5 protein-coding genes are annotated in these 15,457 nt (G+C 40.0%); 4 read left to right on the top strand and 1 reads right to left on the bottom strand.

Annotated elements, in window-relative coordinates:
• Positions 1–127: 127 nt before the first annotated feature.
• Positions 128–6,067 (top strand): ATP-binding sensor histidine kinase, encoded by a 5,940-nt coding sequence (locus MIC7126_RS0104415; RefSeq protein WP_017651913.1) that lies wholly within the window; start codon positions 128–130, stop codon positions 6,065–6,067.
• A gap of 3 nt (positions 6,068–6,070) precedes the next feature.
• Here MIC7126_RS0104415 and MIC7126_RS0104410 read toward each other — a convergent pair whose 3' ends face one another.
• Complete coding sequence (locus MIC7126_RS0104410) at positions 6,071–11,539, bottom strand: translocation/assembly module TamB domain-containing protein (protein ID WP_017651912.1); 5,469 nt, start codon at positions 11,537–11,539, stop codon at positions 6,071–6,073.
• A 346-nt stretch (positions 11,540–11,885) separates the two neighbouring features.
• Between MIC7126_RS0104410 and MIC7126_RS0104405 the strand changes: the two genes are divergently transcribed.
• The 3 genes from MIC7126_RS0104405 to MIC7126_RS0104395 all read left to right on the top strand — a co-directional run bounded on the left by MIC7126_RS0104405 (position 11,886) and on the right by MIC7126_RS0104395 (position 15,184).
• Positions 11,886–12,302 (top strand): DUF3110 domain-containing protein, encoded by a 417-nt coding sequence (locus tag MIC7126_RS0104405; RefSeq protein ID WP_017651911.1) that lies wholly within the window; start codon positions 11,886–11,888, stop codon positions 12,300–12,302.
• 122 nt (positions 12,303–12,424) lie between these two features.
• Positions 12,425–13,351 (top strand): N-acetylmuramic acid 6-phosphate etherase, encoded by a 927-nt coding sequence (gene murQ, locus MIC7126_RS0104400; RefSeq protein ID WP_026100033.1) that lies wholly within the window; start codon positions 12,425–12,427, stop codon positions 13,349–13,351.
• Positions 13,352–13,957: 606 nt separating this feature from the next.
• The gene (locus MIC7126_RS0104395; protein WP_017651909.1) at positions 13,958–15,184 is read left to right on the top strand and encodes a response regulator; all 1,227 of its coding nucleotides are present in this window, start codon (positions 13,958–13,960) and stop codon (positions 15,182–15,184) included.
• The last annotated feature ends 273 nt before the right edge of the window (positions 15,185–15,457 follow it).

Here is a 15,457-nt window from a genome sequence, read left to right as displayed (position 1 = left end):
GCATTATTAATGTTTGGATGTGTATATTATTCAAGCTGAATAGTATGACATAGTTAATCTGAGTTGCCTGAAAACAACTTTACTGATCTGGGAACACTAAATCCAGAAATTATCAGGATTTAGCAATATGGTTACTACTCTGGTGAGGATTTCTGGTTATCAAATCAGCGAAGAACTCTACAACGGTTCCAGAGCCATTGTTTATCGCGGTTATCGAGAAACTGACTCCTTACCAGTGGTAATCAAATTGCTGAAAAATCCTTATCCCAGTTTCAGTGAATTGGTGCAGTTTCGCAATCAGTATACGATCGCTAAAAATCTCGACTCATCTCTAATCATCGCCACCTACAGTCTAGAACCTTATGAAAATGGCTATCTGTTGGTGATGGAAGATTTCGGAGGAATTTCTCTTAAGGAATATTTTCTGGCGATGGAGACATTAGATTTAACGTCTCTGCAAGAGTTTTTGAAAATAGCGATCGCACTTTGCAATATCCTAGACATACTATACCGCGATCGCATTCTGCACAAAGATATTAAACCTAGCAATATTTTAATTAATCCCGAAACTAAACAAATTAAATTAATTGATTTTAGTATTGCATCTTTACTGCCACGGGAAACGCAAACTCTCATCAATCCTCATGTTTTAGAAGGAACACTTAGCTACATTTCCCCAGAACAAACAGGGAGAATGAATCGGGGAATTGATTATCGTACAGACTTCTATTCTTTAGGTGTAACTTTTTATGAATTCCTGACAAAAAAGTTACCTTTTCCATCTAATGATGCGATGGAGTTAATCCATTGTCACATTGCTAAATTAGCGCCTTTAGTACACATAATTAATCCAGAAATTCCCCCTGTCATCTCCAGCATTGTCAACAAATTGATGGCAAAAAATACTGAAGATAGATATCAAAGTGCGTTGGGCATAAAATTTGATTTAGAAAAATGTTTAACGCAACTTCTGCAAACAGGTACAATTGAAAGCTTTCCAATTGCTCAACGAGATGTGAGCGATCGCTTTATTATTCCTGACAAACTTTATGGACGAGAAACAGAAATTGACACTCTACTCCAAGCATTCGCCAGAGTCAGCAAAGGTACAACAGAAATGATGTTAGTAGCGGGCTTTTCTGGAATTGGCAAAACTGCAGTTGTCAAAGAAATTCATAAACCAATTGTCAGACAACGCGGTTATTTTATCAAAGGTAAATATGACCAATTCCAGCGGAATATTCCCTTTTTTGCTTTTGTACAAGCTTACCGCGATTTAATGGGGCAATTGTTAACAGAAAGTGATGCACAAATCCAAAAATGGAAAAATTCTATTTTAGAAGCTGTCGGGGAAAATGGACAAATAATTATTGAAGTTATCCCCGAACTAGAAAGAATTATTGGTCAACAAGCACCAGCACCAAAATTATCAGTAACTGCAGACCAAAATAGATTTAATTTAGTATTTCAAAAGTTCACCCAAGTTTTTACTAATCAAGAACATCCATTAGTAATATTTTTAGACGACTTACAATGGGCAGATTCAGCATCACTGAAGTTACTGCAACTATTAATGCGTGATACCAAATATCTTTTTTTAATTGGTGCATACCGTAATAACGAAGTCAGTCCAGCCCATCCTTTAATGTTGGCTTTAGGTGAAATTAAAAAAGCACAAGGAAAGATTAATACGATTACTTTAGCACCATTAAACCAAGAGCAAGTCAATCAGTTAATCGCTGACACACTCAAATGTACTGAAAAATTAGCCTTACCGCTTTCTCTATTAGTATCTCGAAAAACTCAAGGTAATCCCTTTTTCGCTACTCAGCTTCTCAAAGCATTATATCAAGATCAACTGATTCAATTTGATTCCAAGTTAGGGTGTTGGCAATGTGACTCTGTACAAGTGAATCAACAAACAGTTACAGATGATATTGTAGACTTTATGGCGCTGCAATTACGCAGATTGCCACAATCAACCCAAAATTTATTACAGTTAGCTGCTTGTATTGGCAATCAATTTGATTTAGCAACTTTAACAATTGTTGCAGAAAAATCGGCAATTGAGACAGCATCTGATTTGTGGAAAGCCTTACAAGAAGAATTAATTTTACCAATTACTGATGTTTATAAATTTTATCAGGGAGAGCAAGCAGCAGAATTAACCCTGACACATAAAGATAAAAATAAACAATTAGTTAAATACAAATTTCTTCATGACCGAATACAGCAAGCCGCCTATTCACTAGTTACCAATGAACAAACACAAATAAATCATTTGAAAATTGGTCAACTGTTATTACAGAAAACCCCAATTCAACAACAGGATGAAAAACTCTTTGATATTGTCGGTCAATTAAATATGGGACATGAATTGATCAAAAAATTAGGCGATCGCCAGCAATTAGTTGAACTCAATCTCCAAGCCGGACGTAAAGCAAAACTATCAACAGCATATACGGATGCTAGTCATTACTTAGCAATGGGAGTGCAATTATTAACAAAAAATGGTTGGGAACAAAACTACGATTTGATGTTTACCTTGCATCGAGAACGTGCGGAAGTGGAGTATCTCAACGGCGATTTTGAACAATCAAAAGCTTTAATTGATCTAGCCTTGACTAAAACTAAATCTACATTAGAAAAAGTAGAATTATATTATCTTTTAATAATCCAATATTCCACCATAGGTAAATATAATACAGCAATTCAGACGGGGCTGAATGCACTAGCTTTGTTAGGAATTAATATTCATCGAGAAACACTCAAAGATGCTATTGCTCAAGAATTTGCAGATATTAAACAACATTTAACAGAACACTCCATATCTTCCTTACTGGAACTGTCAGAAATAGACGCACTAGAACAGCGAATAACTATACAATTATTAATCAGTCTTGACCCACCCACATACATTACATCCGATATAGATTTATATGTTTTTGTGAGTATCAAAGCTGCTCATCTGTCGATGAAATATGGTAATGTGCCCGTGTCCGCTAAAGCTTATGCAAACTACGGTTTTATCATAGGCTCGCTGTTAGGAGATTACAAATCTGGATATGAATTTGGACTGCTAGCATTCAACCTCAGTCAAAAATTCAATCACTTGGGTCAGAAATCTCAAGCTAGTATGTTGCTGGGTAGTTTTATATCTGTTTGGTGTAAACCTATTGCTGATGCTGTAGCGATGAATGCAGAAGGTTATGAAGTCGGTTTAGCTGGAGGAGAACTACAATTTGCTGCATATAACTTGTTAGGTTATGTTTGTAATCAAGTGTTTCAAGGGGTATGTCTTAATCAGATTTGGGCAGATATTCAAACCTATTTACCATTTGCAAAAAAAACTCAAAACCAACTATTAATCCAGACCCTCACCGGGGTACAATTATTCATTTCAGCCCTCTCATCGACTACCGAACAATCTGAAAATAAACAAACATTATCTATTAGTAATTATCAATTCATTGCCGCTTGTCAAGTCTCTCAGACATTCTTGGCATTGAGTGTTTATTATATTTACCAAATGCAGTTATCTTGCGTCTATCAGGACTTTATTCCAGGATTAAAAGCTAAACTAGCAGTAGAACCTATCCTCAATAGTATTGTGGGCTTTACGACTTACTCGGATTATTATTTTTATAGCTTGCTGATAGGATTAAATTGCGGTTTAGAAATTGATTGGCAACAGATAGAGTTTCATCAAGCAAAACTTAAAATTTGGGCAGATAATTGTCCGGAAAATTTTCTACATAAATATCTATTAGTGCAAGCCGAAATAGATCGCATTCAGGGCCAAACTTTAGCAGCAATTGATAATTACGATCGCGCTATTTACCTGGCTAAAATTAATAGTTATATCCCAGAACTGGGTTTAGCTAATGAACTCGCCGCTAAATTTTACCTCAACTGGGGTAAAGAAAAAATAGCCCAAGTATATCTGCAAGAAGCTTATTACTCCTATGCTCGGTGGGGTGCTAAAGCTAAAATTAATGACTTAGAGAAATGTTATCCCCAACAACTCCAACCCATTCTTCAACAGCAACGAATCAATCTCAATCCCCAGGAAACTATTGCAATACGTACGACTTCCACATCTACTATTAATTCTAGTACTAGAAGCAGCAATATTTCCGAACTTATTGATTTTACTTCTGTTATGAAAGCGGCTCAAGTCATTTCTATTTCTCTAGAATTAGATGAACTAATTACCCGCCTTACTGAGATTATTTTAGAAAACTCTGGTGCGGAAAAATCTGTACTTATCCTTTCCCAAGATGATACTTGGCAAGTGAGAGCAATTGCTAAACTTGATCAAGATAAAATCCAAACTACTCTCAACTCACAATCGTTAGATAATTGTGAAGACGTTCCTGTAAAACTGATCTATTACGTTAAAAACACTCAACAAACAGTTGTAATCAATAATTGCAAAACCGATATTCCTGGGGTAATTGGGCAATATATGTTAAAGTATCAACCCCAGAGTGTATTGTGTACTCCTATTATTAATCAAGGACATTTGGTAGGTATTCTTTACCTGGAAAATCAACTCACAAGTGAGGTATTTACTTGTAATCAGCTGTTGGTGACGAATTTTTTATGTGCCCAAGCTGCGACTTCTCTAGAAAATGCTAGACTTTATCAACTTGAAAAAGAGAGATTTAAAATTTTAGAGATAAAGACAAAAATTTTATCATTTCGAGGAGAAATTGATTCTTCATTAATTCGGAGCGCGACTCTGCGAGAGATGTTACAAACTTGCACAGAAATAATTATGAAACATCTTGATGCTGCTTTTGCACGAATTTGGACAGTTAATCCTGCAGAAAATATGCTTGAATTGCAAGCTAGCGCAGGGTTATATACACATATTGATGGGCCCCATAGTCGAGTCCCCATCGGTAAATTTAAGATTGGTTTAATTGCTGAACAATGTCTTCCACATTTAACCAATGATGTCATGAACGATCCGCGTGTTGGTGACAAAGAATGGGCGAAACGCGAAGGAATGCGAGCATTTGCAGGCTATCCATTAATGTTTAATAATCAATTGCTAGGGGTAGTCGCCATGTTTTCTCGACAGCGTTTAACAAGCGACTCCTTAGACGCGCTAGCAGCAGTTGCTAGCGAAATTGGTATTTGGATTGCTCGCAATCAATCAGAATATCAACTCAGCCAACGTTCACAAGAATTAGAACAAGCTTTACAAGATTTACAACATGCACAATTAAAAATTATCCAAAGTGAAAAAATGTCAGCACTGGGTAATTTAGTTGCTGGGGTAGCCCATGAAATGAATAATCCTTTGAGCTTTATTGCTGCTAGTCTTAAACATCTTAAACCGACTGTTGCTGATATTTCTGCACACTTGAAACTATATCAAGATAGTCTACCTAATCCTGGTGAAGAAATTCTCAATCATGCTGAAGCTATTGACTTAGAGTATAGCTTAGAAGATTTACCGAAGATAATTGATTCGATGGTAATGGCCAGCGATAGGTTAAAAACAATTAGCACTAGTCTTCGCATATTTTCTCGTGCAGATAAAGATTATAAAGTGCCATTTAATATCCATGAAGGTATTAATAGTACTATCTTAATTCTCAAACACCGCCTCAAAGCCAACGCACAACGTCCAGAAATTGAGGTGATAACTGAGTATGGAGATTTACCTTTGATTGAATGTTTTCCTGGTCAAATTAACCAGGTATTTATGAACATTTTAGCCAATGCTATTGATGCTCTGGATGAATCAAGTAACGGACGGAGTTTCGCCGAAAATAAAGATAAACACCACAGGATTATCATCCAAATTTTAGTAAAAGACGAACGAATACAAATCAAGATTGTTGATAACGGCTTGGGAATATCTGAGGATATCAAAGCCAAGATATTTGACCACCTGTTTACTACTAAAGAGGTAGGGAAAGGTACAGGATTAGGATTAGCGATCGCTCGTCAAATCGTCGAAGAAAAACATGCAGGTACAATTAGAGTTAATTCAGTGTTAAACCAGGGTACTGAATTCATTATTACCCTACCTATAAAACTTCCCTCCTAACTCCTAAAACCGATTCTCATACTCAATCACAGCGCGACTATCATCATCTAAATTGGTGGAAGCACGCACACGAAATTTATCGTTAATGCGGTAATTAATACCCCATTGAAAAGGGTCATTTGTAGTTAAAATTTTGATACCAGAAACAGAAAACTTATTAGAAATATCAACTCCTGCTTCCACAGCTAATTCTAAACTCGAATTGCTCCTACCGGCTTCAGGTTTCTCAGAAATTACAGTCGGAAATAAACGCAATTCACTCAACCCAAAAGCATCACCAATCTGGTTAAAAGCTCCTTGAAAATTGTTGAATACTGCAGAACCGGCGATGTTAATCAATCCTAAAGTACTGTCACCCCGTCCCTGAGTCCCCACAAACCCACCTCCCAGCAAAGCAATTATTTCGGTTTCACCCCGCGCTGGACTGCTTTTTAGTTCCAGATTTTCGTTGAGTTTGCTGGCTAATCCTTGGATGGTGGCCTCAACGCGAATAGTCTCTAACCCCGCTAATCCGGTAGTATTTAACCTGTTGATATCATTGGTTTGAATTCCATCTAGCACCTTAGCAAATAGTCGAATATGCAAGTCAGGGTCGCGCGGTTGGCTAGGTCTAAAGGTCGCAGTATGCGTATAACCACTAGCAAGATTAAATTGCGTAGTAAATAAATTTACACCACCTTTTGTGAGCCTAATTTCGCCTTCAGGGATGGGATTAGTAAAAGAACCATTCACAGTCAGGCCACCAGTAGCGACGAAACTAAGAATAGGTGGACGAGTAATTTGCACATTTTTATCTAGCACTAACTTCAAATCATTAAACCTACCCACCGCACTGCTCACATCGGCTTTATTTTGCTTATCTGCTTTGAGAAAAGATAAGTTCAAGTTGTCATTAGCAGTTTGATTAGTGTTAGTAGATTCTGCTAGCAATACCTGTCCATCAAATAAATTTACCTGACCACCAATAATCGGATTAAGAGCGCTACCAGTAATTTGTAAATTACCACCTGCACCACCTTGATAAAGTCCCTTGAGGTTCAACGCTAGTTGTTCAAGATTTACAGTCAAGGGAATATTAATATTCTCCTCTTCATTTTCATCGTTAAATATCGGAATTTCTCCCGCTACTTCTACCTTACCTCTGCTAAATTTACCTGCAAGTTTTTCTACTACTGAAATGCGGTTTTTATTAAACTGCACTTTACCTGTAACTTCTCTGAGCTTTCCTGGTAAAGCCTGAGCTGCAAAGGTGGCATTATTGACACTAGCAGTTCCCACCAACAATGGCTTCTCTAATGTCCCCTGCACCTTCAGATCAACTTCACCTTCTCCCTCTTCAAAGGCTACTTGATTAGTCAACAGATTTAATAGTGCTAATCCCTCATTTTTTACTTTGATATCAAGGTTAATTGGTTCTTTGTTTGCTGTCTCTGTCCCAATAGCCACGCTACCAGTAATATTCACAGGTTCTGGCCCTGCGGCTGTGACTTGACTACTAAAATTTAAACGTCGATTGTCATAACTAAAAGAGGCGTTAGCTGATTCTAATTTTTTGCGATTAATTGTACCGTCTGTGATTTGCAATTCTCCCTTGGCTCTGGGATTGTCGATGCTACCTGCTAAAGCGGCTTTTCCGTTGACATTACCTGTGACATAAACTGGTAATTTCACAAAGTTATTCAATGCTTCAATGGGGAAATTTACAACTTGTAAATTTCCGTTTTGCTCACCACTACCAACGTTACCTTGGAAAGCAATTAAGCTTGTTGGTGTCTCAATTCGTAAAGGTAGTAACTGTAAAACACCTTTAGAAAAACTACCTTCAGCAATAACTTGATTGGCTTGATAAAAACGTCCGGGTTCATTTTTTTCTTGCTCTTTACCCCAACGCCAATTTTGACCATTTAATTTAAAATTCACCGCCAATCCTTCAGGTGTCGCAGTATTTAATGCTACTTCACCGTTAAAAGTGCCTTGTAGGTCTACTAACTCTGGAACTGGATTGGATTCGCGCCGCTGTTGTTCTTGTGCGGTTATGAGTGTATCAATTTGATAAAAGCGCTCGACTTGGGTTAATAAAGAAGATTCATTTGCTAAACCTTGCGGATTAGTGGTTAAATCTGCGGCTCTACCATAGGTTGGCGCTGTCAATCCCTGTTGGGTATCTCGTAATTCAAATATTTGTAATGTTGTCAAGACATCTTGAATTTGCCCTTGGGTGACGCTAAGTTTGCCTTGTAGTTGCGGCTGTTGAGCAAATAACCGAGCTTCGCCTGTAAAAGCGTAGCGACTTTGATTTTTGATAAATTCGCTATTGGCGAGGGTGACGACACCATCGCGGTATCGGAATTGCGCTGCTAACCGATCGCCTTTTATCCGACCAATTTCTGGTTGAGCGATCGCTAATTCTCCCGCTGCGGCGAATGTTTTTTGGTTAACTTGCAAATTCCCGGTTAAGTCTCCAGCTAACGCCCCACTACCCAGGCGCGTATTCGCAGGCAAAGTTAAATTTAATACTTTTATGGGGAAGTTTTTTAAACTCATTGCCAAGTTATCACCTTGGGCTTGACCAACGGCTGTAGCTTGTTGCCATTTGGCCAGGAAGGATTGGGGGCGATTATTGGCGTCTAAATTTACCACCAGGCGATCGCTATTTCCTGCCAAGTTTAAATTAACACCCTTACCCTGCACTGCCTGGATATTTCCACTGAGGACTGGTTCAAAGGCAAAATCCTTCACAGTTAAATCCCGTAACCTCAGTTGCCCTTGTATATTGGGTACAGGCAGTTGACCAGAAATTTGACCATCAAAATCAGCCTTACCCGCGATCTTGATATTATTCGGCAGTTTTATGGGCAATTGTTGCAGACTGTAACCTTGGGCTTGGACGTTGAGATTTAAACCCGTAATTTGTGGTACACCTGCTTGCTGGGCATTCACAGCAATTTCACCACTCGCGTTTAAATTATTGCCAGTCGCCCGCTCTACAATCAACTTTTCACCATTCCAGGCGATCGCTGCAGTCAGGGGCTGCTCAATCGCCGCTATCCCTTGAGAAAACTGCACCTGACCAGCAGCGCGCACATCTGCTAACTTCGCACTCGCCACATTACCAGCTACCTGCAGCTTCCCAGCGAAAGCGCCCCGCAATTGTGGATTCAGGCGATTTAATTGCACACCACTCGCATCAACGACAGCTTGATAACGACCATTAGCCAGTTGGATATTCGAGGCAGCGATCGCACCACCTGCCACATTCAATCGCGCTGCACCGGTAGCTTGGATCGTCTCTGGTTGAAAGGATTCCGCCGAACCCGCCACATCAAAATTACCAGCTAAAGCACCACGAAATTGTGGGGGTACTGCTGCCAATTGCCCCAAGGGGACATTACTAGCTTGGACTTGTGCTCGATAACGACCATCAACTAATTGAATATTACTTGCAGTAATTCTCCCATTACCAATCGCTAACCGCCCCTCACCAGTACCACGGAGAGTTTTCAAGCTGAAATTATCTCTGTTACCTGCGATTTGGAACGTCCCCGATAATGGCTGATTCAAAATCGCCGGCGACTTAGACAAGATCCGCCCCAACCGGACATCATTAGCGACTAACTGCGCTGCAAAGCTTTGGTCTTGCAATTGCAGATTAGAAACTCCTACCGTCCCGCCGGCAATTTGCACAGCTGCCCCTTCAGTGCGAATATTAGCTAATTTAAAAGGGGCCGTAGTCCCAGACAAAAGTAGGCGACCATTAAATTCTGCCCCCGCCAAAGACACATTTTGCAGTTTATTTTTGTCAACAAAAGGCGCCAACTGCACACCAGCCGCTTGAGCTACAGCTTGCCAACCTTGATTAGTATAAGTACCAGAACCTCGCACCACACCGCCAGCGACATTCAGCGCCACATCGCGGAAAGTCAAAGAGCGGTCAGGAGCGATCGCCACTGTCCCCTTAGCTGGGTATAATGCTCCTGGTGCTTGCCATTGCACCACCGTTTGAATGTCTCCAGGAGCGCCCGCGATTTGCCCTTGAGCAGAGACAGTACCAACTCTAATTGTGGATGTGGGATTATAAATTTGGGCGATCGCATCCCCAGGAACATTATTCGCCCTGACATTAAAATTTAATTGAGCAGACTTATCCAATTTAATTGTCCCACCACCCACCACCTCACCGCCGACTGTGGGTGTGCCTTGAATATCTTTGAAGGTAATTAAAGAATTACTCGTAGACAACTCAAACTTGCTACTGACGCTTTTAAAATCAACCTTGTCAATCTGAGCAGTTTTAATAGTCGTCACCGAACCTGACAGCGTTGGTTTAGCTATAGGGCCGACAATCTGTAAATCAGCTTTCACCTCCCCAGTCGTGGGTACAGGTAAACTTACCTTGAGAGTCTCCAACGCCGCAGGTACACTCACCCCATTCACACGCCCCGCCAACTTAAAGCCAGTGTTTCTGTCGATAATCCCTTGAGCTACCACCGGGATTTTGCCATAGTTAGTAGCAACATTCTCCAACTTGATTTCCATTCCCTGGAAACCAAGATTTCCTTGGGTATTGGTTAACAGTTGTGGTGCAAGGGGAATCTGTAGCGTCGCCCCTTGCAAACTAGCGTTACCATACAACAAAGGTTGCTGCTGTGGAATCAATTGCACCTGTAAATCACCATTGACTCGACCCGTCGGCAAATTCAACGGTAATTTAATCAAACTGGTGATATCTGCAGCTAATAAATCTTGCCCACGGATCTGTAAATTAGCGGCTTGCGTCTTCAAGACCGCCTCACCCCGCACCGCCACATTACCGCCACTATTATCAGCGCGCCCCCCCACATCAAACCGAACTAATTGGTTGTTATCTCGCAGTTCGGCGGTGCCATTTAGTTGAGAAAATGCTACAGCGGATGGCGGGGATTTGACTTGCTGATTTTCCCCTACTTCCGGCTGGGGAACCAAAACCAGCTTGGCGTTCCGCAACCGGAGTTTATCCAAATCAGTTTTAATCGGGCCGTCTTTACCTGCTGGCGCGATGGTAGTACTGACCCAACGCCCTTGGTCATCTTTCTCAAGATAAATTTCTGGGTTGACTAAAGTGACATCTAGCTTTAGCCTACGATTAAAAATTAACTGCGAAGGGTCAAAACCAACTTCCACCGACTCAATCGCCACTCGGTCTGGGTCTGTAGCTGTTGCGGGAATCGCCGACGCCCCAAACCGCACCCCCGTCAGCGAGAAATCTGTTACCTTTCCCAAGGTGACGGGACGATTGAGAGTACTAGTGAGATTTTTTTGAGCTAATGGCGCTAAATCTTTCTGCACAAAAGTCCACAAGCGCCAAACACCCAGAAAACCTCCTAGTAGTAACACTCCACCCAATACAAGGCCGCCGCGACTAAATAACAGTAACCATAACCGTTTGTAGAGAGGGGGATTTGAGCGTTTATCTTGATTGGGGGACTCGATCATTATGCTTTCACCCTTGAATTGGAGAATGTAGCTGGTTCACTGCTAGCATCGACTGGCACATAATTTACCTTGCCATATCCAGAATACGTCACCGCAGATGCAGGGAATAGGAGGTGAGAGAGATCACAAAACCAAATCCTCCTCGTTTTCCTCATCCCTAATTTTGTTGGTCAACTTATACTAAGACCTCAATGCTTGAGTGAAGGTTTCAATTTTGCCCCACACATATATGCTGAATCATGATGGCAGTGTCAGGAAAATCTCAATTAAGGAAAATTGTGACAGTAGCTTTCCTGGAAGCGCACCATAGAACTTTAATATGAATAGGCCATAAAAAAAAAGATAGATGATCACACCTATGCGGGTTTTTGTATTAGTTTTTAACGCTCGTACAGAAAATGAGGGAATCCACACAATTAGAGTGGGCGATCGCAATAAAATTCTGATGTTCGAGTCAGAGGACGATGCTACCCGCTTTGCTCTGATGTTGGAAGCTCAGGATTTCCCCTCACCTACAGTCGAAGCAATTGATGCTGAGGAAATCAAGGAATTTTGCTCCAGTGCTGGTTATGAATGGGAACTTGTCTTGGAAAATGGTGATTTAGTCGTTCCTCCAGACTTGAATGTTGAACAAACTGATTGGGAATTAGACGCCGAAACTGTTGCAGAAACTAGCTATCCCGACCAAACAGCCGCAACCGAATCAGATTTGTCTAATTCGGAACTGGAAAACATTCGGCGCAAACTCGAAGGACTATTGTAATTAGTCATTGGTCATTAGTCATTGGTCATTGGTCATTAGTCACTGGTCAGCGGTTAATGGTGATCAACAAAACATGACAAATGACGAATGGCACTGAACAAATGACACGGGACAAAAGACAAATGACAAATTTGCAAGAACGCGGCCATCTCCTAACTGAGCAAGTAAATCCTCACAGTCTCAATTTAGACCAACTCAGTTCTTTAGAGTTAGTGGATTTGTTTAATAATGAAGACCTCAAAGCTGTAGCGGCGGTAGCTGGGGCCAAAAATCAGCTAGCTCAAGCCATTGAATATACAGCAGAGCGTTTGCGCCACGGAGGACGCCTGTTTTATGTCGGTGCGGGGACAAGTGGGAGGTTAGGGGTATTAGATGCAGCTGAGTGTCCACCCACCTTTTGTACACCCCCAGAGTTGGTACAGGGGATTATTGCTGGGGGTGCTGGTGCTTTGCTACGCAGTTCTGAAGATTTAGAAGACCGCGCCCAAGATGGAGAAGCAGCGATCGCTCAACGACAAGTGACAAAATTAGATGTGGTAGTTGGTATCACTGCTGGGGGAACAACACCTTTTGTTCAAGGCGCCCTCAACGCCGCCCGTCAGCGAGGCGCAATCACGGTTTTTATTGCTTGTGTCCCCGCTGAACAAGTCAGCTTTGAGGCTGATGTTGACATTCGCTTATTGACTGGGCCAGAAATTGTTGCTGGTTCTACTCGTTTGAAAGCCGGTACAGCTACCAAGCTAGCTTTAAATATTCTTTCTACTGGGGTGATGGTCAAGCTGGGCAAAGTTTACGGTAATCGCATGGTAGATGTGGCTGTCACCAATCAAAAATTACGCGATCGCGCCCTCCGCATTTTACAAGACCTCACAGGTTTAAGTCGAGAAACTGCTAGCGTCTTATTAGAACAAAGTGGTAACTGGGTTAAACTCGCCTTATTAATGCATTGGACTGGTTTAGAAAAATCTGCAGCCGATCAACTGCTATCAGAGCATCAAGGTAATCTCCGAGCATCTGTGGCTAGTCATAACAGTAGTCAAGCAGATTAAGACAAAAAACTTGACCCACGGCTGGAAATTGCTGCTGCTCGCTAGATCAATTGTTGCCAAATCTCAAAACATCACCTATCAATAAAATCCATAGAGGCATTGCAATGCAACGCCTCTAATTTATTAGATGATTGCCTAGTTAACGAAGAAGTACTATCAAATTTCTATACTTGATTATATAGATTTGTGAATAACAATATCAAAAATCAACATTTCAATCAAATCCAACAGTTGCAGATAAAAGTTATTCATAGCCGTAGCTATTCCGGTTAAAAAATCAGAATTAATACGGATTTTAAACCGTATATAAAATGTTTAATATAAGATGTAAATAAATATGCAAAATAAAAAATTGCCTAAATTCAATTTGACTGGGAATTTTCAAAAATAACAAAAAATTAGAGTTGCTAAATATAGCAATCTTTTAACTCTCCTCATCCTGTCAGCTTCAATTTAATATCATCCCATCACGATTTTGACAAAACCAAATACAGCCATCTAAATTAATTCTCTAGATATATCTGCAATTAATCAGGTATATGCTGACGAATGGATATGCATTGTAAATTTACAAATATCTGACCTCTTAATTCAAGGAATTAAAGCATGACGCCCCAAGATTTAATGGTATCAAAAGATTTACTGAATGAATTTAAAATTTGCACTCAATTACAATACAACGGACAGTTAAAAGTTCAAAGTTCCAAAGGACAGCAATGGACTTTCTACTATCGCCTAGGACGAATAGTTTGGGCAACAGGCGGAAAACATCCTTTTCGACGCTGGCGAAGACAGATGGCTCAAAATTGTTCCCAGATTGATTTAGATAAATTGCGGTTTCGCGTTGAAGATATATCAATGGAATACTGGGATTATTACTTACTAGAATTATTGTATAAACGACAAAAAATTCAACGAGATCAAATTCATATCATTGTCGAAAATACAATCGCAGAACTATTTTTTGATCTAGCTTTTGAAACTAACTTTACTACTGTAACTTACGAGCGCAACCAAGTAGTGATATTGGATACGCCAATGAGCTTTACAAGTGCAGATATTTCTCTCAAACAGATGCAAGGCTCATGGAAAACTTGGTCTGAAGCTGGTTTAGCGAATTTTTCTCCTGACTTAGCACCAGTGCTCCGAAAACCAGAACAACTCCAACAATTAGTGAGTTCATCTGTCTACAATAATTTTGTCAATTTCATTAACGGCAAATACACTTTGCGAGATTTAGCAATAAAAATGAAGCAGAGTGTACTGTTAGTTTCTCGTTCTTTACTTCCTTATATCCTCAAAGGAATTATCGAGCTTGTAGAAGTACCTGACTTACCCTTAGTCATCAATGAAACGAAAAACCATCCTGATAATACATCAGGAAAAGATGCCAAAACTCCATTAGTAGCCTGTGTGGATGATAGCGCACAAGTTTGTAAAATGTTAGAGCAGATTATCACCAGTAATGGCATGAGATTTATCAAAATTCAAGATCCTGTGCAAGCACTACCAACTCTCATCCAAGAGAAACCAGATTTAATTTTTTTAGATTTAACAATGCCGGTTGCTAGTGGTTATGAAATCTGCACTCAACTGCGACGAATTTCTAGCTTTGCCGACACACCAATTATTATTCTCACAGGTAATGATGGTCTTTTAGATAGAGTTAGAGCTAAAGTAGTCGGTTCCACAGATTTTCTGACCAAACCTGTAGTTGCAGATAGGGTTACAGGCATAACACGGAAGTATTTACCTGTACAAGCTCCAGCAAAAATTAAGAGTGCATCTCACTCTTTAGCTAACAAAGTATCTAATCTAGAAGCCTGCCATTAAAAATAGTTAAGCTATAACTATTATTTCTTGGTAATGAATTGTTACCTAATTGCACAAAGTTCAATATAAAATTTTGCATTTAGCAAATAATATCCCTGGTTTCTTTCAGAAGTCAGGGATATTGATTTTTATATAGCTTTATTTACGCACGTTCAAGCATATACTTATGCATTTTTACGTACTTTTTCCGAGGTGATTAGATTAATCTTAAACCAAAATTAAAAAACAGCAAACATTGTAAAAAAATAACTGTGTTATGCAGTTATTTTTTTG

Source organism: Fortiea contorta PCC 7126 (assembly GCF_000332295.1).
Lineage (GTDB): Bacteria > Cyanobacteriota > Cyanobacteriia > Cyanobacteriales > Nostocaceae > Fortiea > Fortiea contorta.
The sequence above is the reverse complement of the archived record's forward strand: the minus strand, read 5'-3'. Positions and strand labels throughout refer to the sequence as shown.